16 protein-coding genes are annotated in these 21,386 nt (G+C 60.8%); 14 read left to right on the forward strand and 2 right to left on the reverse strand.

Annotated features, from left to right (window positions below):
- The first annotated feature begins 1 nt into the window (after position 1).
- From BLU78_RS04830 to BLU78_RS04870, 9 genes are all read left to right on the forward strand, one after another.
- Positions 2 to 1,132 (forward strand): acyltransferase family protein, encoded by a 1,131-nt coding sequence (locus BLU78_RS04830; protein ID WP_010261306.1) that lies wholly within the window; start codon positions 2 to 4, stop codon positions 1,130 to 1,132.
- A gap of 59 nt (positions 1,133 to 1,191) precedes the next feature.
- Complete coding sequence (locus BLU78_RS04835) at positions 1,192 to 2,562, forward strand: MFS transporter (RefSeq protein WP_010261309.1); 1,371 nt, start codon at positions 1,192 to 1,194, stop codon at positions 2,560 to 2,562.
- Positions 2,559 to 3,554, forward strand: coding sequence for a S66 peptidase family protein (locus tag BLU78_RS04840; protein ID WP_010261310.1), 996 nt, complete (start codon positions 2,559 to 2,561; stop codon positions 3,552 to 3,554). Before BLU78_RS04835 ends, BLU78_RS04840 begins: the two co-directional genes overlap by 4 nt.
- A 58-nt stretch (positions 3,555 to 3,612) precedes the next feature.
- Positions 3,613 to 5,004 carry an aminopeptidase P family protein gene (locus BLU78_RS04845; RefSeq protein ID WP_010261312.1) on the forward strand — a complete coding sequence of 464 codons (1,392 nt, stop codon included), beginning with the start codon at positions 3,613 to 3,615 and terminating at the stop codon, positions 5,002 to 5,004.
- A 24-nt stretch (positions 5,005 to 5,028) separates the two neighbouring features.
- Positions 5,029 to 5,259 carry a hypothetical protein gene (locus BLU78_RS04850; protein WP_010261314.1) on the forward strand — a complete coding sequence of 77 codons (231 nt, stop codon included), beginning with the start codon at positions 5,029 to 5,031 and terminating at the stop codon, positions 5,257 to 5,259.
- 7 nt (positions 5,260 to 5,266) lie between these two features.
- Positions 5,267 to 5,935, forward strand: coding sequence for an SGNH/GDSL hydrolase family protein (locus BLU78_RS04855; protein ID WP_010261315.1), 669 nt, complete (start codon positions 5,267 to 5,269; stop codon positions 5,933 to 5,935).
- Positions 5,936 to 6,106: 171 nt separating this feature from the next.
- Positions 6,107 to 8,269: an elongation factor G gene (locus BLU78_RS04860; RefSeq protein ID WP_010261317.1), complete on the forward strand. Its 2,163-nt coding sequence runs from the start codon at positions 6,107 to 6,109 to the stop codon at positions 8,267 to 8,269.
- A 305-nt stretch (positions 8,270 to 8,574) separates the two neighbouring features.
- Positions 8,575 to 10,800, forward strand: a complete 2,226-nt coding sequence (locus BLU78_RS04865; RefSeq protein ID WP_010261319.1) for an inorganic phosphate transporter — start codon at positions 8,575 to 8,577, stop codon at positions 10,798 to 10,800.
- Positions 10,800 to 11,363, forward strand: coding sequence for a DUF4924 family protein (locus BLU78_RS04870; RefSeq protein ID WP_010261323.1), 564 nt, complete (start codon positions 10,800 to 10,802; stop codon positions 11,361 to 11,363). The genes BLU78_RS04865 and BLU78_RS04870 overlap by 1 nt, the downstream gene beginning before the upstream one ends.
- A gap of 24 nt (positions 11,364 to 11,387) precedes the next feature.
- Here BLU78_RS04870 and BLU78_RS04875 read toward each other — a convergent pair whose 3' ends face one another.
- Both BLU78_RS04875 and rpmH read right to left on the reverse strand, forming a co-directional pair.
- Entirely contained in the window at positions 11,388 to 11,885 is a 498-nt protein-coding gene (locus BLU78_RS04875; RefSeq protein WP_010261327.1) for a GNAT family N-acetyltransferase, read from the reverse strand.
- 143 nt (positions 11,886 to 12,028) lie between these two features.
- Complete coding sequence (gene rpmH, locus BLU78_RS04880) at positions 12,029 to 12,190, reverse strand: 50S ribosomal protein L34 (RefSeq protein ID WP_010261331.1); 162 nt, start codon at positions 12,188 to 12,190, stop codon at positions 12,029 to 12,031.
- Positions 12,191 to 12,436: 246 nt separating this feature from the next.
- On the opposite strand from rpmH, the gene murA reads away from it, so the two are divergent.
- The 5 genes from murA (at position 12,437) to BLU78_RS04905 (ending at position 21,382) form a co-directional block, all read left to right on the forward strand.
- Complete coding sequence (gene murA, locus BLU78_RS04885) at positions 12,437 to 13,762, forward strand: UDP-N-acetylglucosamine 1-carboxyvinyltransferase (protein WP_010261335.1); 1,326 nt, start codon at positions 12,437 to 12,439, stop codon at positions 13,760 to 13,762.
- Positions 13,763 to 13,850: 88 nt separating this feature from the next.
- The gene (locus tag BLU78_RS04890) at positions 13,851 to 14,420 is read left to right on the forward strand and encodes a thymidine kinase (RefSeq protein ID WP_010261337.1); all 570 of its coding nucleotides are present in this window, start codon (positions 13,851 to 13,853) and stop codon (positions 14,418 to 14,420) included.
- Positions 14,421 to 14,571: 151 nt separating this feature from the next.
- On the forward strand, positions 14,572 to 15,486 hold the full coding sequence (locus BLU78_RS04895) for a dihydrodipicolinate synthase family protein (protein ID WP_010261340.1): 915 nt from the start codon (positions 14,572 to 14,574) through the stop codon (positions 15,484 to 15,486).
- 26 nt (positions 15,487 to 15,512) lie between these two features.
- Entirely contained in the window at positions 15,513 to 18,068 is a 2,556-nt protein-coding gene (locus BLU78_RS04900; RefSeq protein ID WP_074712019.1) for a sodium:solute symporter family protein, read from the forward strand.
- Positions 18,069 to 18,163: 95 nt separating this feature from the next.
- The gene (locus BLU78_RS04905) at positions 18,164 to 21,382 is read left to right on the forward strand and encodes a SusC/RagA family TonB-linked outer membrane protein (RefSeq protein ID WP_010261349.1); all 3,219 of its coding nucleotides are present in this window, start codon (positions 18,164 to 18,166) and stop codon (positions 21,380 to 21,382) included.
- Positions 21,383 to 21,386 lie beyond the last annotated feature (4 nt).

Genomic DNA, 21,386 nt, shown 5'->3' on the forward strand with positions numbered 1-21,386 from the left:
GATGAAACCTCAACCGACCAAACCGACCGCCCCGCAGCGGCTTCTCTCGCTCGACGCCCTGCGGGGTTTTGACATGTTCTTCATCATGGGCTTCGCAGGGCTCGTCGTCGCCCTGTGCAAACTCCGGCCCGGAAGTTTCGCCGACTGGATGTCGGCCCAGATGGGTCACGCCGCGTGGGACGGATTCTTCCACCACGACACCATTTTCCCGCTGTTCCTCTTCATCGCGGGCATTTCGTTCCCCTTCTCGCTGGCCAAACAGCGCGAAAAAGGAGTCCGCGAACGGAGCATCTACACAAAGGTAATCCGCCGCGGACTGACGCTGGTGGCGCTGGGACTGGTCTACAACGGGCTGTTCAACCTCGACTTCGCAACACTGCGCCTGCCGAGCGTGCTGGGCCGCATCGGACTGGCGTGGATGTTCGCGGCGATGCTGTTCATCCGGTTCGGAATACGCACGCGCATCGCCCTTGCCGCCGTGATCCTCGTCGGTTACGGGCTGCTGCTGCAATTCGTCGCAGCGCCCGACGCCGCAGGGGCCGGACCGCTGACCGAGGCGGGCAACATCGTGGGCTACATCGACCGGACGATCATGCCGGCACACCTCTACGGCAACCGGGGATTCGACCCCGAAGGGCTGCTGAGCACCCTGCCGGCCATCGTGACGGCCATGCTGGGCATGTTCACGGGCGAATTCGTCCGCCGTTCCGAGGAGCAGATTTCCGGCAGCCGCAAAGCGCTCCGGATGGCCGCCGGGGCCGCCCTGCTGTTGGTGCTCGCGCTCTGCCTCGACCCGTTGCAGCCCGTCAACAAGAAACTCTGGACCCCGGCTTTCGTCTTTGCCGCAGGAGCCTATTCGCTGGGAATGTTCGCGCTGTTCTATTATATAATAGATGTGCGGCAGTGGCGGCGGTGGAGCTACTTTTTCCAGGTCATCGGCCTCAACTCGATTACGATCTACATGGTCCAGCGAATCGTCCGGGTGAGCTACACCTCCGAATTCTTCTTCGGCGGACTGGGATCGAAATTCTCGCCCGAGGTCGCCTCGGTGATTTTCTCGGCGGGTTACATCACCGTCTGCTGGCTGTTATTATGGTTCCTCGACCGGAAGAAAATATACCTCAAAGTCTGAGTCCGGCCGCGATGTACGCCGCTCCACACATATCCCGACACCCCGCAGACGGACTGCCGATGCCCCGGCGGCTCGGGGCCATTCTGGCCGTGGCCTTCGGCGTCTCGCTCTCGGTCATCGACGGGACCATCGCCAACGTCGCCCTGCCCACCATCGGGCAGAAATTGGGCATTTCCGCCGCCGACTCGATCTGGATCGTCAATGCCTATCAGCTGGCCATCATGGTCTCGCTGCTGACGTTCTCGGCGCTGGGCGACGTGGTGGGTTACCGCAAGGTCTACATCGGCGGGCTGATGCTCTTCACGGTGGCGTCGGTGGGCTGCTCGCTCTCGGGATCGCTCCAGACCCTCGTGCTGTCGCGCGTGATGCAGGGATTCGGCGCCGCGGCCATCACCTCGGTCAACACCACGCTGATCCGCTTCATCTATCCCAAAGCCCGGCTGGGACGCGGCATGGGCATCAACGCCACGGTAGTCGCCGTATCGTCGGTGGCCGGGCCCACGCTCGCCGCGGGCATCCTTTCGGTGGCCGGCTGGCCGTGGCTCTTCGCCGTCAACATCCCGATGGGGCTCATCGCCCTGGCGCTCAGCCGCCGCTTCCTGCCGGCAAACCCCGTGCGGATCAGCGGGCACCGCTTCGACTGGCGCGACGCGGTGATGAACGCCCTGACGTTCGGACTGCTGATGGCCTCGGTCGAAGGATTCTCCCACGGGCTCGACCCGCGGCTGCTGTCGCTGGGCGTCGCGGCGCTCATCATCATCGGGTTCTTCTTCATCCGCAGCCAGTTGCGCGAGCCCTATCCGATCCTGCCGTTCGACCTGCTGCGCATCCCGATCTTCTCGGTGTCAGTCGCAACGTCGATCTGCTCGTTCCTGGGGCAGATGCTCGCCATGGTGGCGCTGCCTTTCTACCTGCAGCAAGCCTGCGGCTACGACGACGTGCAAACGGGACTGCTGCTGACGGCCTGGCCCGCGGTAATCATGGTCGTCGCCCCGGCGGCAGGCATGCTCGTCGAGCGCGTTCACGCCGGCATACTCGGCGGCACGGGCCTGACGGCGATGGCCGCGGGGCTGTTCCTGCTGGCGTTCCTTCCGGAGCATCCGACCGATTTCGACATCATCTGGCGGCTGGTGCTCTGCGGCGCCGGATTCGGACTTTTCCAGTCGCCCAACAACAGCATCCTGATCGCCTCGGCGCCTCCCGAACGCAGCGGATCGGCCAGCGGCATGCTCGCCACGGCCCGCCTCATCGGACAGACCACGGGCGCGGCGATGATGGCCCTGCTGTTCCACATCGTCCCCGAAAACAGCACCCACACGGCGCTGCTGCTGGCGGGCGGTTTCGCCGTGACGGGCGCCGTCATCAGCCTCGCCCGCATCTCGCTGCCCCTGCCCGAAGGGCTCACCCGAAGAAAACAATCCAGACCATGAAACACCTTTTTCCGATACTGCTCCTGCTCGCTCCGCTCTTCGCCGGAGCTCAGGAATCCGACTCCACGGGCTTTCTGCGTCCGCCCTACCTGCACCGGGGCGACACCGTGGGCATCGTCTCCCCGGCGGGCAAACTCCCGCTGAAAACCGACACGGCGAAAATCCGCCAACGGTTCGAATCGTGGGGACTGCACGTGAAGTTCGGACCCCACTGCGCCGACCGTGAACAGCCCTATTTTGCCGGAACCGACGAGGAGCGCGCCGCCGATCTGCAGGCGATGATCGACGATGAGTCGGTGAAGGCCGTGATCGCCTGCCGCGGAGGTTACGGCTCGGTGCGGCTGCTGCCGCTCGTGGACCTCGCGCGGCTGCACGAACGCCCGAAATGGGTGGTCGGGTTCAGCGATATCACCATGCTCCACCTCGCCCTGCGGAAACTCCGCATCGAGAGCATCCACGGCCCGATGCCCGCCGGATTCGACTTCGACGGGAAGGAAGACCCTTCGGCCGAATCGCTGCGGCAGGCGTTGTTCGGCGAAACGGTGTGCATCGAGGTCGAACCCCATCCCCTCAACCAGCCCGGAACGGCCTCGGGACACCTGTCCGGAGGCAATCTGACGGTAATCCGCTCGGCGGACGGCACCCCCGAGGAGCTGACGGCGGAGGAACCGACGGTCCTGCTCATCGAAGAAGTCGGCGAGTTCGTCTACCGCATCGACCGGCTGATGCAGAGCCTCACACGCAGCGGCAGGCTCGGGAGCCTCAAAGCCATCCTCGTAGGGCACTTCTCGGACATGGTGGGAATGAAGAAATTCGGTGTGGCCGATGCCTATGCAATCATTTCGTCCTACACGCGGCCGCTGGGGATACCGGTCGTCTTCGGATTTCCCGCGGGACACGCTGAGCCCAACCTGGCGGTCTATCTGGGACGCCGGGTGACGGTCAGCGTCGACGATGAGGGCGCCCGCGTGGAATTCGTCCCGCAGAATTGACGGATTCCGAATTTTTTGTTATTTTTGGAGGCGTAACGCCCCTTTTTATTCAAACGCCATGTTTTCAGCAAAAACCTATACCGCGCGCCGTCACGAACTGCGCACCAAGATCGGAAGCGGCATCATCCTCTTCCCGGGCAACCCCCTGTCGCCGAACAACTACCCCAACAACACCTACTATTTCCGGCAGGACTCGTCGTTCCGCTACTACTTCGGGCTGAACGTCCCGTCGATGGTCGGGATGATCGACGCCGACACAGGCGAGGAAGCGCTCTACGGCGACGACTTCACCGTCGAGGACATCATCTGGACCGGTCCGCAGCCCACGCTGCGCGAGATGGGGGCCGGGGTCGGCATCACGGCCACGTTCCCGATGGGCGAACTCGAAAAACGCCTGCGCAGGGCCGTCGCACTGGGCCGCAGGATTCACTACCTGCCGCCCTACCGCGGCGAAACGAAACTCCAACTGTCGGCGCTGCTGGGCATCAAACCCGAGCTGCTGCACGACTACAAGTCGGTGGACCTGATGTTCGCCGTGGCGGAGATGCGCGAGAAGAAGAGCGCCGAGGAGGTCGAGGAGCTGGAACGCGCCTTCACGATCGGCTATGAGATGCACACGACGGCGATGAAGATGTGCCGTCCGGGCGTCGTCGAGCGCCAGATTGCGGGCGCCATCGAGGGCGTCGCCAAGTCGCTGGGGCAGGGCGTATCGTTCCCCTCGATCGTGTCGCAGCACGGCGAGACGCTGCACAACCTCAACGCCGACGGCGTGTTGGAGGAGGGCCGCCTGCTGCTGTGCGACGCCGGAGGCGAGAGTGTCGAAGGTTACTGCTCGGACCACACCCGCACCTACCCCGTGAGCGGCCGCTTCACGCAGCGACAGCGCGAGATATACGACATCGTGCTGGCGGCGCACGACCACGTGGCCCGCATCGTCAAACCCCACATGATGTACACCGAGGTGCACAATGCCGCCTATATGACCCTGGCCGAAGGACTCGTGAGCCTCGGACTGCTGAAAGGCACGGCCGCCGACGCGGTGGCTGCCGGGGCGATGACGATGCTCATGCCCCACGGACTCGGACACGGGCTGGGCATGGACGTACACGACTGCGAGGCCATGGGCGAACGGTCGTTCGACTTCTCGTCGATCGCCGAGCGCGCCGCCAAGTCGGGCACGTGCATCTACCGCGCGGCGTGGCGTCTCGAGCCGGGAACGGTGATGACCGACGAGCCGGGACTCTATTTCATCCCGGCGCTGATCGACAAATGCCGCGCCGAGGGGCTTTACAAAGGCATCGTCGATTACGATGCGCTCAACGCCTACCGCAATTTCGGGGGCATCCGCATCGAGGACGACATTCTCGTAACGGAGACCGGCAGCCGCATACTCGGCGACCGCAAGATACCCGTCACGGCCGAAGAGATGGAAAACATTGTAGGACGATAACAGACAGACTAAAAAAGAACTGCCATGACAGCCAAAACAAAATGGATCATCTACGGAGCGCTGGCGCTGATCGCCGTGCTCCTGATCGCCATCTTCTCGAAAAACATCGTCAACGGACTCGAGAACCTCTTCGTGAAGATCGCCATTTACCTGATCGTCTTCTGCGCCGGATGGCTTCTGGGCCGCTTCGGAGGAAACCGCCGCAAGAACGACAACGAGCGCAACGCCCGCAACATCACCCAGGCACAGAAATAGACCGCCGATGAAAAAGACAGCACTCCTGCTTGCCCTCGCACTGCCCCTGCTCGTCGCGGGACAACAGCGCGACTGGGCCAATTACGGTCGTTACGCCGAAGCCAACGCCGCCCTGACGACGGCCCCCGCCGTGGTGTTCATGGGCAATTCGATCACCGACGGATGGGACAACGCCCACCCGGAATTTTTCACCGACAACAATTTCGCCTGCCGCGGAATCGGCGGCCAGGTCACATCCCAGATGCTCTGCCGCTTCCGCGCCGACGTGATCGCCCTCCGTCCGAAAGCCGTGGTGATCCTCGCCGGGACGAACGACATCGCCGGCAACAACGGCCCGATCGAATGCGAACACATCGTCGAAAACATCGTCTCGATGGCCGAGCTGGCCCTCGCCGCCGGCATCCGCCCGATCCTCTGTTCGGTGCTGCCGGCCGCGAAGTATCCGTGGCGTCCCGAGATCGAATCGGTGCCCGAAAAGATCGCCGCCCTGAACGCCCGGCTGCAACAGTACGCCGCGGAGCGGGGGTTGACGTGGGTGGATTATTACGGTGCGATGGATGCCGGCGACGGGTCGATGCGCAGCGAATACACCAAGGACGGCGTGCACCCCACGCCCGAAGGATACACGGTCATGGAGAGCGTCATCCGCCCCGCGCTGGCAGAGTGGCTGCCCTGACCGGCGGACGTGTTCCCGACAGACTGAAAAATCGCCTCCCGGGGGCGATTTTTTCGTTCCGGGGATTGTTTTTCCCGAATATTTCGTATATTTATAGTCGCCGTCCCGGAAGCGGGCGCGGCACGGGAAATGAGAACCTAAATTACGCATACCTTAAAACCATACGGGAATATGAAAAACTATTCAGCCAAAGAGATCAAAAACATCGTACTCATCGGCGCGCCCGGCACGGGTAAAACTACCCTTGCCGAAGCGATGGCCTATGAGGGCAAGGTCATCGACCGCAGGGGTAGTATCGAGGCGAACAACACGCTCTCGGACAACACCGATATCGAGCACGAATACAAACGCTCGATCTATTCGACGATCCTCTTCACCGAATTCATGGACCGCAAGCTGAACATCATCGACTGCCCGGGCTCGGACGACTTCTGCGGAAGCCTCTTCTCGGCGTTCAAAGTCGGCGACGTGGGCGTCTTCCTGTTCAACGCCCAGAACGGCTGGGAGGTAGGCAGCGAAATACAGGCCCGCTATGCGCGCCTGCTGAAAAAACCCGTCATCGGCGTAATCAACCAGCTCGATGCCGACAAGGCCAACTTCGAAGCCACGGTCGAGTCGATCCGCACCGCATCGCGCGTGAAACCTGTCATCGTGCAGTATCCCGTCAACCAGGGCGCGGAATTCAACGCCTTCATCGACGTGCTGCTGATGAAGATGTACCGCTTCAAAGACAACGACGGCCACCGCGAGGAGCTGGAGATTCCCGCCGAGGAGCTCGAAAAGGCCCAGGAGTTGAACAAAGAACTGGTGGAAATGGCCGCCGAGCACGACGAGGCGCTCATGGAGCTCTACTTCGACAAGGGAACGCTCACGCAGGACGACATTCGTTCGGGCCTGAAGATCGGCGTCGCCAACCGTGAAGTCATGCCCATCTTCTGCACCAGCGGCAAACGCGACATCGGCACCAAGCGCCTGATGGAGTTCATCATCAACGTGGCGCCCGGTCCGCAGAAGGCTCCCGCATTCCTCTCGACCGAGGGTGCGGAGATCACGGCCGACGAGACGGCTCCCACCGTGGCGTTCGTCTTCAAAAGCCAGGTCGAGCAGCATATCGGCGAGATCACCTATTTCCGCGTGATCCGCGGCAAGATCACCGAAGGCACCGAACTGGTGAACACCCGCACGGGCAATAAGGAAAAGCTCTCGCAGTTGTTCGCCGTAGCGGGTAAAAACCGCGTGAAGGTCACGGAGCTCATGGCCGGCGACATCGGCTGCACGGTGAAGCTGAAAGGCACGCGCACGAACGACACGCTGTCGGCTCCGTCGGCTCCGGTGACGATCGAACCGATCGTCTTCCCCGAGCCGCGCTACCGCGCCGCCCTCAAATGCAAGGATCAGGCCGACGAGGAGAAACTGGGCAAGGTGCTCAACGACGCCCGGTTCGAGGACCCGACAATTCTGGTGGAATACTCCAAGGAGCTGAAGCAGACGATCATTCAGGGACAGGGCGAACACCACCTGAACATCCTCCGCTCGCGCATCGAGAAAGAGAACAAACTCTCCTACGAATATATCGCGCCGAAGATTCCCTACCGCGAGACCATCACCAAGGTGGCCCAGGCCGACTACCGCCACAAGAAGCAGTCGGGCGGCGCCGGTCAGTTCGGCGAGGTGCACATGATTATCGAACCCTATTACGAAGGGATCGGCGAACCGAAAAACTACAAGGTCCCCGGCAAGGGCGACATGGTCGTCAACCCCAAGACCAAGGAGGAATACGACCTCCAGTGGGGCGGCAAACTGCAATTCTACTCGGCAATCGTGGGCGGCGCCATCGACGCGCGCTTCATGCCCGCCATCCTGAAGGGCATCATGGAGAAGATGGACGAAGGCCCGCTGACGGGATCGTACGCCCGCGACATCCGCGTGGTGATCTACGACGGCAAGATGCACCCGGTGGATTCGAACGAAATTTCGTTCAAACTGGCGGCCCGCAACGCCTTCAAAGAGGCGTTCCGCAATGCGGGGCCCAAGATCATGGAGCCGATCTACAACGTCGAGGTGCTGGTGCCCAGCGAATACATGGGCGCCGTGATGTCGGACCTGCAGAACCGTCGCGCGATGATCGCCGGCATGGAGTCCGACAAGGGCTTCGACCGCCTGAACGCACTGGTTCCGCTGGCCGAGCTGTACCGTTACTCGACGACGCTGTCGTCGCTGACATCGGGATCGGCGACCTACACGATGAAATTCGCCAGCTACGAGCAGGTTCCGGCCGACGTGCAGGACAAACTGCTCAAAGCCTACACCGACACCGACGAAGATCCCGCCTAAAAGGCGGGTTTTAGGGGCGGCGGAAGGACAGGATGGCTCAGGCCCAGTTCTGCGCCCGGCTAAGAGGCGGGTTTCAGGGGCGATCGGAACATTTCGCATATCGGAACCCCACGTCCGCAAGGACGACAGCATGCCCATCCACAGAAAATGCAGCGGACCCTTGCGGGCTCGCTGCATTTCGTATCATAAGGAACGGCCGTTTTACGGCCCGACTTATGTTAAGTTAATGTTAACAATGAATTACGAAACCGTTTCGTCGGAAAAAATGGCGTAAATTTGTTCACAATTTGCACTAAACCCCCAACATGAGCGAAATATACACCGTTATTGTCGGCATTCTGGGAATCCTCGCTATTTCAGGTCTTTTCGTCGGCGTCACGAACGACGCAGTCAATTTCCTCAACTCCGCTATCGGCTCCAAAGCAGCCTCGATGAAGGTCATCCTCACCGTGGCATCCATCGGCATCATCATCGGCGTCGTGACGTCGAGCGGCATGATGGAGGTCGCCCGCAGCGGCATGTTCAACCCCGGACTGTTCACCTTCCACGAAGTGATGATGCTCTACCTGGGCGTCATGTTCGCCAACGTCATCCTGCTGGACCTCTACAACTCGTGGGGACTCCCGACCTCGACCACCGTGTCGCTGATCTTCTGCCTGCTCGGCGCCGCGATCGCCGTGTCGATCTACAAAATCTCCAACGACCCCTCCCAAGGCGTCTCATCGCTCGGACACTACATCAACACTTCGCGCGCCATGGGTATCGTCTCGGCCATCCTGCTGTCGGTCGTGATCGCATTTACCTGCGGAACATTCGTCATGTACATCTCGCGCATGATCTTTTCGTTCCGCTACACGGTGCTTTTCCGCCGTTACGGTTCGCTGTGGTGCGGCGCATCGCTGACGGCGATCGTCTACTTCGCCATCTTCAAGGGCCTCAAGTCCATACTGGCCGGGCACGCATTCGTCCAACTGGTCGACAACCACCTGCTGACAGCCCTGTTCATCTGCTGGGTCGCCTGCTCGCTGCTGCTGTTCTTCATCCAGCGGTTCAAAATCAACATCCTGCGCATCACGATCCTCTCGGGTACGTTCGCCTTGGCGCTGGCCTTTGCGGGCAACGACCTGGTGAACTTCATCGGCGTGCCCGTAGCCGGGTTCGACGCCTATAGCATCGCCCGGGAAACCGGCGACACGCAGATGCTCATGGGCGCCCTGAACGAGAACGTCCCGGCGAACTTCCTGGTCCTGCTGGCCGCAGGCTTCCTGATGATCCTCACGCTGTGGACCTCGAAAAAGGCCATGCACGTCTCCGAAACCGAACTTTCGCTCTCGGCACAGGGCGACGACGGTCAGGAACAATACGGCTCGTCGGTCTTCTCGCGCACGATTGTCCGCGCGGCCCTCAACGTCAGCGCAGGCATCGAGCGCACAATCCCCAAGCACCTGCGGGACGCGATCTCACGCCGCTTCGAATACGAGGACGTCGAACACAGCGGTTCGCCTTACGACATGATCCGCGCCACGGTCAACCTGACGACCTCGGCGCTGCTGATCGCCATGGCCACATCGCTCAAACTTCCGCTGTCGACCACCTACGTCTGCTTCATGGTGGCGATGGGTTCGTCGCTCGCCGACCGCGCATGGGGCCGCGAAAGCGCCGTATACCGCATTTCGGGCGTCATGACCGTCGTCGCCGGATGGTTCATCACGGCGCTGGGCGGATTCCTCATCGCCTTCGCCGTGGGGCTGGCGCTGATCTACGGCGGAACGGCAGCCTTCATCGTCATCACGGTCCTCTGCGGCTGGATGCTCGTTCACAGCAACTTCCTGAAAAAGAACAAAGAGAGCTCCATCGTCAAGAAGCAGGCCGAGACCAACGACGACATCATCGCCAACCTGCGCGACGAGGTGTGCCGCACGATGGAGTGCGCCACGAAAATTTACGACCGTACGCTGATCGCCGTCTTCAAGGAGAACCGCAAGGTGCTGCGCGACATGGTCAAGGAGTCGAACGACCTCTTCTACCAGTCGCGCGAACGCAAATACACGCTGCTGCCGACATTGAAGAAACTCCAGGGCGGCGACGTCAACACGGCCCACTACTATGTGCAGGTGGTGGATTACCTCAACGAAATGACCAAGGCGCTGATGCACATCACCCGCCCGGCGTTCGAACACATCGACAACAACCACGAGGGCTTGTCGAAAGAGCAGGCCAAGGACCTGATGTCGATCAACGACGACGTGGAATCGATCTACCGCCACATCAACCTGATGCTGCGCGACGGCGACTTCTCGGAGATCGAAATGGTGCTGACGCTGCGCGACCAGCTGTTCGAATCGATCGCCGAGGCGATCAAATCCGAGCTCACGCGCATCAACGAGGCCCGCTCGAACACCAAGGCTTCGATGCTCTACCTGACGATTCTGACCGAGACCAAGAACATGGTGCTCCAGTCGCGCAACCTTTTGAAATCGCAGCAATATTTCCTCAAACATCTGCCGGGGCCCAAAACATGGATTAAATAATGGATATCGCCAAAGCAAAACGGCGTGAGAATATCGCCGAATACATCCTCTATCTGTGGCAGCTGGAAGATCTGCTCCGGGCGTTGCAGTTCAGCCCCGAGGCGGTCTTCTCGACGCTCATCGCCCCCCGCAAGGACATCGGCGAGGAGCAGAAACACGTCTTCCTGCTCTGGTACATGGATCTCGCCAACCTGCTCCGGCAGGAGGGCAAGGAGGAGAAAGGCCATCTGGAGCACACGCTGCATCTGATCCAAGACCTCCACGACCTGCACCTCCAGTTGATGAAACTCCCCGTGGGCGGGCACTACCGCACCACCTACGCCCGCCTCGAACCCGAACTGCCGCGCCTGCGCGCCGTGCTGGGAAATCCCGGGATGAGCGACACGGAACTCTGCTTCCGGGCCCTTTACGCCGCCATGCTCTACCGCATCAAAGGCGAGGGCGACAAACAGGCTGTCGTGGATACGCTCGAATATATCTCTCCGGTGATCGCCGAGTTGGCCGACCTGCACGGCAAAGTCGAACGGGGCGAAACGGACCTGTTCAAAACAGAGGAGAAATAAAGAGGGTTGGCCGCGGCCAACCCTTTATCGTATCTCCAGTCCCATGATATAATCGTTCATGTAATAACCGTCGCCGATGGGGAAATCCCCTTCGCGCAGGCGGCGCATACCCATCCGTTCGTAAAAGCGCAGGGCGGGGTTGCGACGGTTGACGTTGAGCTCCATCAGGCAGGGTGCGGGATGCACGCTCCGGATATACTCCACGGCATGCCGGAACAGGAACGCCCCTGCCCCGATGCCCTGAAAACGGGGCAGGACATAGATTTTCTGCAAATGGAAAAGCGCCTCCCCCTGCCGTTCGACCGAGAGGTAACCGCAGGGTTCGCCGTCGGACGAGGCGATGAACCAGGCATGCCCCGCGCGGAACTGCTCCCGCAGGCTCGCCTCGGAGTACATCCACTCCATCATGTAGTTCAACTGCGCGGGAGTGAGTATCCCGCGGTAGGTGGCCGGAAAAACCTCTTCTGCCATTCGGCGGATCAGCGGGCAGTCGGTTTCGGCGGCTTGTCGGATGGTAAGCATGAGCAAAAGCTGATTTTTGATTTTAGAGGAGCAAATTTTGTGCTTCGTCCTGCGGGCGAAGTGCGAAAGGTGCCTTGTGAAATCGGAAATGAAAGAAGGCCGACTCTCAACAGAGCCGGCCCTTAATTCTTTCCTGCAAGAAATTAAGCGTACTTAAACGTCGACTCGTCCGATACGGTGAGTTTCTTGCGACCCTTTGCGCGACGCGCAGCCAGCACCTTGCGACCGTTAGCCGTAGCCATACGAGCACGGAAACCGTGCTTGTTGATGCGCTTGCGACGCGAAGGCTGGTAAGTTCTCTTCATTGCCATAGCTATCTGATTTTTGTTGTTTCAAACATTTTTACGGATTGCAAAAGTACAACAAAAAAGTGATCCGCAAAAGTTTTTCACGAAAATATTTCGAAAAGCCGGGCAAAAAACCCGAAATCCTGTTAATCTCAGGGTCGTAACACCCCTTTCAGGGGGCGACGTTGCCGGAGCGTACACGCAATTCTGTTTTGCACACATCCGACTTTTTACTACCTTTGAAGTCGTAACGACACTTAACTTATGGCCATATTCAAAGTTGAAGGCGGACACCGTCTCCACGGGGCGATCACGCCCCAGGGCGCCAAGAACGAAGCCCTGCAAATACTCTGCGCCACGCTGCTGACCCCCCAGCGGGTCGTCGTGCGGAACATACCCCAGATTCTCGACGTCATGCAGCTCATCGAGCTGCTGCGCCGCATGGGAGTCGTCGTCGAACAGCTCGCCGACGACACCTACGCCTTCTGCGCCCGCGACATCGATTTCGAATACCTCCAGTCGGACGACTACCGCCAGCGCTGCACCCGGCTGCGGGGTTCGGTCATGCTGATCGGCCCGATGCTGGCGCGCTTCGGCGTGGGATACATCCCCAAGCCGGGCGGCGACAAGATCGGCCGCCGCAGGCTCGACACCCACTTCCTCGGATTCCAGAAACTCGGTGCGAAGTTCAATTTCGACATCGCCGACGAGTTCTTCATGGTCGAAGGCCGGGAGCTGCGCGGCACCTACATGCTGCTGGACGAAGCCTCGGTGACGGGTACGGCCAACATCATCATGGCCGCCGTGATGGCCCGGGGATTCACGACGATCTACAACGCTGCGTGCGAACCCTACATCCAACAGTTGTGCAAGATGCTCAACCGCATGGGCGCCCGCATCTCGGGCATCGCCTCGAACCTGCTTACGATCGAGGGCGTCGGGGAGCTGGGCGGCACGGAGCACACGCTGCTGCCCGACATGATCGAGGTGGGCAGTTTTATCGGCATGGCCGCGATGAACCGCTCGGAACTGACGATCCGCAACGTGTCGTTCGAAAACCTCGGCATCATCCCCGCGCAGTTCGCCCGCATGGGCATTCAGTTCGAACAGCGGGGCGACGATATTTACATCCCCCAGCAGGACCATTACAGCATCGAAACGTTCCTCGACGGGTCGATCATGAACATCGCCGACGCTCCGTGGCCGGGACTGACGCCCGACCTGTTGTCGATCTTCCTGGTGGTGGCTACGCAGGCCAAGGGCGCCGTGCTGATCCATCAGAAAATGTTTGAAAGCCGCCTGTTCTTCGTCGACAAGCTGATCGACATGGGGGCGCAGATCATCCTGTGCGATCCCCACCGCGCCACCGTCATCGGCCACGACCATCAGATGCGCCTCCGGGCTACGCGCATGACCTCGCCCGATATCCGTGCGGGTGTGGCGCTGCTGATCGCCGCGATGTCGGCCGAAGGGGTCTCGACCATCCAGAACATCGACCAGATCGACCGCGGATACAAGGACATCGACGGACGCCTGAACGCCCTCGGCGCCCGGATCGCCCGCGTCGATGAATGCGCGGTCGGAAAATAGCAAACCCGTCCCAAGCCGCAGGGACCGACAGCCCCGGAGCGGCGGCGAACAAAACCAAACGAACTAAAAGGAATATTATTTACAGCTTATGTTTTTGGAAAACGCCAGCCGCAAGGGCTGGATCGAAGTTATCTGCGGCTCGATGTTCTCGGGAAAGACCGAGGAGTTGATCCGCCGTCTCAAACGGGCCAAATTCGCCCACCAGCGGGTCGAGATTTTCAAACCCCGCATCGACGTGCGCTACTCCGAAGAGGAGGTCGTGTCGCACGACGCCAACGCCATCCGCTCGACTCCGGTGGAATCGCCGCAGAATATCCTGCTGATGACCTCCGATGTCGACGTGGTGGGCATCGACGAGGCGCAGTTCTTCGATGACAGCATCGTGGAGGTCTGCCGCCGTCTGGCCAACAACGGCGTGCGGGTGATCGTCGCCGGACTGGACATGGACTACACCGGGAAACCTTTCGGCCCGATGCCCCACCTGATGGCTACGGCGGAATATGTCACCAAGGTCCACGCCATCTGCGTCCGCTGCGGCAACCTCGCCCACCATTCGCACCGCCTCACCAGCGACGAGAAGCTGGTTGTCCTGGGCGAAACGGACTCCTACGAAGCCATCTGCCGCCACTGCTTCAACAAGCTGACCCAAAAGCCGTAGTCCCTGCCCGGTCGGCGACCGCCCGCGGAAACGCCTTGCGCAGAAAATTTCCTGAAAATCCGAAAAAACATCCGACTTTTTTGGATTTTCATTTTATCTCACTATATTTGTCATACAAATAGGATTATTCAGCTTATTGTTAAAAAAACTTATGAACGCCCATACCATGATTAAACTCTCCGGACTCATTCCAGCCGTATTCACACCGTTCGACAAGAGCGGCGCAATCAACCTCCCGCAAATCCGGCCCTATGCCGACAAACTCGCCGCCGACGGTGCCGACGGCGTATTCGTCTGCGGTTCGACGGGCGAATGCACCTCGATGACCGTCGCCGAACGCAAAAGCGTCCTCGAAGCGTGGGTCAAAGCCGCCGCAGGCCGCATGCGCGTCATCGCGCACGTAGGCGGCACCTGCCAGGCCGACTGCATCGAGCTCGCGCGTCACGCCGCCGGACAGGGAGTAGACGCCGTAGGCGCCATCGCTCCGTTCTATTTCAAACCCGCATCCGTCGAAGAGCTCGTGGATTTCTACAAGCCGATCGCCGCAGCCGTCGCTCCGATTCCGTTCTACACCTACCACATGCCTTCGGTAACGGGCGTCAACTTGCCGATGAAGGAGTTCCTCGAAAAAGGCTCGCGCGCGATTCCCAACCTGAACGGCATCAAATTCACCTCGAACAACTTCATGGAGATGCTCGAATGCATCCGTCTCGAAGACGGGCGTTTCGACATCCTCAACGGTTTCGACGAAATGCTGCTCTGCGGCATGGCCGCAGGCGCCCGCGGAGGCGTGGGCAGCACCTATAATTATTCGCTGTCCACCTACCGGAACCTTTACGACGCATTCCTCGCAGGCGATATCGAACGCGCCCGCGCCTTCCAGCAGGAATCGGTGGACATCGTGCACGTCATCATCCGTCACGGGGGCGGCGTCCGCGGCGGCAAAGCCATCATGAACCATCTGGGCATCGACTGCGGCGACTGCCGGCTGCCCTTCGCACCCTACACCGAGTCCGAGATGCGCCGACTGGGCGAAGAGCTCGACCGGATCGGCTTCGCGAAATAACGACACCCGCCAACCTCTTCCGACCCATGAGAAACCTGATACTGACCCTTTTCCTGCTCCTCGGCACGGCAGTTTCGACAGCCGGGGTCCCCGCGACGCAGCTGACCGAAACCGACGCCATCCGCTGGGACACCTCGCTCAGCCTGCCGCAACTCGACGGGACGCCCAACATCGGAATAGCCGGTGCCTTCTCGGGCCGTGTCGACGGGAAACTGCTGATCGCAGGCGGCGCCAACTTCCCCGACCGCACCCCCGAAGCAAACGGAGAGAAACGTTATCACCGAGATTTGTACATCTACGACGCCTCCCGGGGCTGGCAAGTCATCCGCGACGCCCTGCCCGCACCCCGGGCCTACGGAATCTCGGTCACACTGCCCGAAGGCGTGCTCTGCATCGGCGGCTGCGACGCCTCGGAGTGCACGGATCAGGTATCGCTCCTGACACTCGACGGCGACCGGCCCCGCTTCACGCCCTGGCCTTCGCTCCCGCGCCCCTTGGCCAATGCCGCAGGGGCTTTGGTCGGCCACCGCATCTACGTGGCAGGCGGCATCGAACAGGTGGGGGGGGGAACCGCCGCCACCCGCGACTTCTTCATGCTCGATCTCCACGACCGCGGACGCGGATGGCAGGAATTGCCGCCGTGGCCCGGGCCGGCCCGGGCGTTTGCGGTAGCGGCTTCGCAAAGCGACGGATTCGACAACTGTTTCTACCTGTTCAGCGGCCGCGACTTCTCGGGCGATTCGGCCTGGACCGTTCACAAAGACGGGTACCGCTACAACCCGCGGCTCGGGAGCTGGGAACGCCTCGAAGGTGAATTTCCGGTCATGGCGGGGACGGCGGCGCCATTCGGCACCAACCACATTCTGCTGATCGGCGGCCGCAACGGAACCAATTCCGACGACCGGATGCTGCGGCTCTACCACACGATCACGGAAACCCTTACGGAAGTTCCTGTCTCCGATGAAATCGACCTTCCGGTCACGACGAACGTCCTTCCGGACGACGACGGCATCCTGATTACAAGCGGCGAGATACGCCCGGGCGTGCGTACCCCGGTCCTGCTGCGGGGAACGCTCCAAAGCACCATCCACCGCCTGACGGGGCTCGACATCGGCGTCATCACCCTCTATTTCCTTTCGCTGGCCTTCATCGGCTGGTATTTCTCGAAAAACCAGAAGACCTCCGACGACTACTTCAAGGGAGGGGGACGCATCCCGTGGTTCATCGTCGGGCTGAGCATCTTCGGAACGGCGCTCAGCGCCATCACTTTCATGGCCATTCCGGCCAAAGCCTATGCCACGGACTGGAGCTACCTGCTCTTCAACTCGGGCATCGTGCTGGCCGTGCCGGTCATCGTGCTGCTGTTCATCCCCTTCTACCGCAGGCTCAATGTCACCACAGCCTATGAGTACCTCGAAGCACGGTTCAATCCCCTCGTGCGCATCCTGTGCAGCATCGCCTTCATCCTCTTCCAGATCGGGCGCATGGGCGTCGTGCTGCTGCTGCCATCGATCGCCCTCAACGTCGTCACGGGTTTCGACATCTTCCTCTGCATAACCCTGATGGGCGTCCTGAGCCTCGCCTACACGCTCATGGGCGGCATCGAGGCCGTGGCGTGGACCGAAGCCCTGCAAGTCGTCGTGCTCCTGGGCGCCGCCGTCACGGTGCTGGTCATCGTCTGCCTTCAACTCCCCGAGGACCTCGGAACCATCGTCGCCTCGGCCTCCGCAGCCGGGAAATTCAACCTCGGATCGACAGCTTTCGACCTGCGCCAGCCGACGATGTGGACCGTGCTGATCGCAACCTTCTTTACCAACATCACCACCTACGGCACCGACCAGACCATCGTGCAGCGCTACCTGACCACCGCCACCGAACGCGAAGCCCGCAAAGGCGTCTACGTCAACGCCGCACTGACCATTCCGGCCACCATCCTCTTCTTTCTGGTGGGCACGGCGCTGTGGGCCTTCTACCGCCACTACCCGGCGGAGCTGAGCATGGCCGTCCGCGACAGCGACGCCATCCTGCCGTGGTATATCAGCACCCAGCTTCCGTCGGGCGTACTGGGACTGATAATCGCCGGTCTGTTCGCCGCCGCCATGTCGACGCTCAGCAGCAGCATGAACTCCGCCGCAACGGCCTTCGTCACGGACATTCACCGCAAAATCTGCCCCGCCGCGCGCAACGGCCGCGCGCTGCTGCGCACGGCGCGCCTCTCGACCCTCGTACTGGGACTCGTCGGCGTAGGATTCGCATTGATAATGGCTTCGTGGGAGATCAAATCGCTGTGGGACGAATTCTCGAAGATCCTCGGCATCCTGCTCGGCGGTTTGGGCGGATTGTTTCTGCTGGGCCTCACGACCCGGCGCGCCAATACGTTCGGCGCCCTGTGCGGCATCGCGGCCAGCGTCGTCGTGCAGATTCTCGTCGCCCGCAGCGGGTATGTCAACCTGCTGCTCTATTCCACGACCGGATTCCTTTCGTGTTTCATCGTCGGTTATCTGGCAAGCCTCTGCGTCCCCCGCAGCAGCCGCGACACCGATTCGCTGACCATCTACGGGAAACGGAAAACCGGTGCGTAATCCGATCCTAACCGCCTCTTCGCAGCCGTATTTGTCTTATAAAACAAATGAATCAATAACCAACCCTATATCATGAAACCAAAAATTTCCGCCAAATGAAAAACTCTACCACAAAGAGGCGTTTCGACTCCGGATACGGAGGACGGAGCGTCGCATCGAGGTGCCTCCTCTGTCTGGCGTTTCTGTTCGCAGGCATGAGCGTCTGGGCTCAGACCCACCGTCTGACGGGCCGGGTGACGGACGACAAGGGCCAGGCCGTCGTCGGAGCCTCGGTCATCGTCAAAGGCACGACCCAGGGCATCACCACGGACTCGAACGGCAGCTTCGCACTCGACCTGCCGAACGGCGACGCCACGCTGGTCGTATCGTTCATCGGCTACCGGACGCAGGAGGTCGCCATCCCCCGTTCGCAAAGCCGTATCGACGTAGAGCTGGCGCCCGAATCGATCGCCGTGGACGAGGTCGTGGTGGTCGGCTACGGCGAACAGTCGCGCCGGTCGGTGACCTCCTCGATCGCCAAACTCGACGGAGAGGCGCTGCAAAACATCCCGATTTCGACCGTCGGCGAAGGTCTGAAAGGCAAGATCGCCGGTCTGAAAGTCACGCAGACCAACTTCTCGCCCGGCGGCGGATTCTCCTACCAGATCCGCGGCGGCTCGTCGATCAACGGTTCGAACTCCCCGCTCGTGCTCGTCGACGGCGTCGAACGCGACTTCTCGGCCATCAACCCCAACGACATCGCCTCGATCGACGTGCTGAAAGACGCCGCGTCGTCGGCCATCTACGGAGCAAAGGCTTCGAACGGAATCATCCTCGTGACCACCAAGCGCGGCGGTTACAACAAGGCTCCCCGCATCACGTTCGAGGCCAACTGGGCCTGGCAGGACACCGAGACCGAAATCGAGTTCCTGAACGCCCGCGAATACATCGAGGTCGTCCGCACGGCGGTCGCCGAATACCTGAACATCCCTTCGCGTGCATCCGACGCCCTGAGCTACCTGAACGGAGCTCACTCGGCCGGTGTCGGCAACAAGCCCGACGGCATCTTCTCGACCCGCTATTACGATCCCGCAACGGATGTATTGCCCGCCGGATACAGGACGATGCCCGACCCGGTCAACCCCTCGAAAACGATCATGTACCGCGACACCGACTGGCAAGACCTGCTCTATAACGGCGCCTGGTGGCAAAACTACTACCTGGGAATCGACGGCGGCGGCGAACGGGTCCGCTACTCGGCCAGCCTGGGATATACCGACGACGAAGGCGTGGCTCTCTCGACGGGTTACGACCGCGTGAACTTCAAGAGCAACCTCGACGCCAGGATCACCAAACGGCTGACGGCCAGCTTCGGCGTGGATTTCGCCCGCACCAACACCGAAGCCTATGCCAACCAGCGCAACACCATCTCCCGGGCGCTGGCCAATCCGCCGACGATGAACGCCTACTACGAGGACGGCACGCCGGTCGAGGGTTACAACTCCTCGTCGCAAACCCCGCTCTTCTACGACAAATACTACGACCGAAGCAATCAGAAAAACTACCTGTCGCTCATCGGCGGCCTGAAATGGGAGATCATCGACGGCCTGACGGCCAACGTGCAGGGGTCGTTCTTCCGCACCGACTCGAAGACCAAGCAGTTCATCAAGGCCAACGTCTTCGACGCCACGCGGAAATCGTCGTGGGGCCAGACCATGACCGAACGCCAGAAGCTCGAAGCCTACGTCTCCTACAAGAAGACGTTCGCCGAAGACCACAACTTCTCGGTCATGGGCGGCTATTCCTACCAGAAACGCGACTACGAAACGGTCAGCGTGGCCGGATCGGGCGGCACCTCGGACAAGGTAACCACCATCAACGGCTCCTCGGTCTTCGAACCCGACGACATCACCTCGTCGGAGCAGGCCGAATGCCAGATCGGATTCTTCGGACGCCTCAACTACGATTACAAGGGCAAGTATCTGCTGACGGCCACCTTCCGCGAGGACGGATCGTCGAAATTCGCCAAAGACGACCGCTGGGGCTTCTTCCCGGGTATTTCGGGCGGCTGGGTGCTGACCGAAGAGCCCTGGCTCAACGGCATCCGCCAACTGAATTTCCTCAAACTGCGCGCCAGCTACGGTTCGACCGGAAACAACGCCTCGGTGGGCATCTACGACGCCTACGGTTCCTACGGCGCCAGCTACATGTACAACGGGAACTCGGGCATCAAACCCTCGGAGATGCCCAACGAGAGACTGCAATGGGAGACCTCGAACCAGCTCGACATCGGTATCGAAGCCGGCCTGTTCAAAAACCGCATCTACGTAAGCGCCGATTTCTTCGACAAGCGCACGCGCAACCTGCTCTACGAACAAAAGCTGCCCAACACGACGGGCTTCTCGAAGTTCTGGACCAACCTGGGCAAAGTCCGCTTCTGGGGCTATGAACTGGAACTGACCACCCGCAACATCGTGAAGAAGAATTTCAGCTGGGAGTCGAAACTCGTGCTGAGCTACCAGCAGAACAAAGTGCTCAAACTGCCCGACAACGGGATCGACAAGAACCGCACGGGCGGCATCGCCCTGGGCGACGGCACGTTCTTCGGCGGCATCGCCGAAGGCGAACCCCTCAACCGCTTCTACGGCTATGTCGCCACGGGCATCATCGAGACCGAAGAGCAGGCCGCCAACGCCAACTACGACGCCCTGTCGCGCCTGCCCCAGAAAGGCGCCAAACGTGTCGGCGACTACGAATGGGCCGACCGGAACGGCGACGGACAGATCACCACGGCCGACCAGTTCTGCCTGGGAGTCACCGTCCCGCCCTTCACCGGCGGTTTGCAGAACACGTTCCGGCTCAAAAACTGGACCCTGTCGCTCTATCTGGACTGGGCCACGGGACACTCGATCTTCGACGAATCCTATTCGCGCTACTTCTACGGCACCTTCACCAACAACTACGCGCTGGCCAAGGATGTGCTGAAAGCGTGGAAAAAGCCCGGCGACAAAACCAAGTACGCCAAGTTCTACGCCAACGATTCGAACTGGGGCAACGACAACTACAACCGCCGTGCGACCAACACGTTCACCTACAAGGGCGACTACCTCTGCCTGCGCGAAATCACGCTGCAATACTCCCTGCCGTCGAAACTCTTCACGAAAGTCGGACTGAAAGGCGTCACGCTGACCGTATCGGGCAACAACCTCTGCTATTTCACCGAGGTCAAGGGCATTTCGCCCGAAATGGGGTCGTCAACGACCTACGACGGCGACGTATTCTACAACTATCCCCCGATCCGCCGTTTCTCGTTCGGCGTACGTCTGATCTTTTAATCAA

Origin of the sequence: Alistipes timonensis JC136 (assembly GCF_900107675.1) — a bacterium.
Taxonomy (GTDB): domain Bacteria; phylum Bacteroidota; class Bacteroidia; order Bacteroidales; family Rikenellaceae; genus Alistipes; species Alistipes timonensis.

Coding starts and splice junctions, on each gene's coding strand:
- BLU78_RS04845 (WP_010261312.1), top strand. CDS start 3,613: ATGTTTTCAGCAAAAACCTATACCGCGCGCCGTCACGAACTGCGCACC.
- BLU78_RS04895 (WP_010261340.1), top strand. CDS start 14,572: ATGAACGCCCATACCATGATTAAACTCTCCGGACTCATTCCAGCCGTA.
- BLU78_RS04865 (WP_010261319.1), top strand. CDS start 8,575: ATGAGCGAAATATACACCGTTATTGTCGGCATTCTGGGAATCCTCGCT.
- BLU78_RS04875 (WP_010261327.1), bottom strand. CDS start 11,885: ATGCTTACCATCCGACAAGCCGCCGAAACCGACTGCCCGCTGATCCGC.
- BLU78_RS04840 (WP_010261310.1), top strand. CDS start 2,559: ATGAAACACCTTTTTCCGATACTGCTCCTGCTCGCTCCGCTCTTCGCC.
- murA (WP_010261335.1), top strand. CDS start 12,437: ATGGCCATATTCAAAGTTGAAGGCGGACACCGTCTCCACGGGGCGATC.
- BLU78_RS04890 (WP_010261337.1), top strand. CDS start 13,851: ATGTTTTTGGAAAACGCCAGCCGCAAGGGCTGGATCGAAGTTATCTGC.
- BLU78_RS04835 (WP_010261309.1), top strand. CDS start 1,192: ATGCCCCGGCGGCTCGGGGCCATTCTGGCCGTGGCCTTCGGCGTCTCG.
- BLU78_RS04900 (WP_074712019.1), top strand. CDS start 15,513: ATGAGAAACCTGATACTGACCCTTTTCCTGCTCCTCGGCACGGCAGTT.
- BLU78_RS04860 (WP_010261317.1), top strand. CDS start 6,107: ATGAAAAACTATTCAGCCAAAGAGATCAAAAACATCGTACTCATCGGC.
- BLU78_RS04850 (WP_010261314.1), top strand. CDS start 5,029: ATGACAGCCAAAACAAAATGGATCATCTACGGAGCGCTGGCGCTGATC.
- BLU78_RS04830 (WP_010261306.1), top strand. CDS start 2: ATGAAACCTCAACCGACCAAACCGACCGCCCCGCAGCGGCTTCTCTCG.
- BLU78_RS04905 (WP_010261349.1), top strand. CDS start 18,164: ATGAAAAACTCTACCACAAAGAGGCGTTTCGACTCCGGATACGGAGGA.
- BLU78_RS04870 (WP_010261323.1), top strand. CDS start 10,800: ATGGATATCGCCAAAGCAAAACGGCGTGAGAATATCGCCGAATACATC.
- rpmH (WP_010261331.1), bottom strand. CDS start 12,190: ATGAAGAGAACTTACCAGCCTTCGCGTCGCAAGCGCATCAACAAGCAC.
- BLU78_RS04855 (WP_010261315.1), top strand. CDS start 5,267: ATGAAAAAGACAGCACTCCTGCTTGCCCTCGCACTGCCCCTGCTCGTC.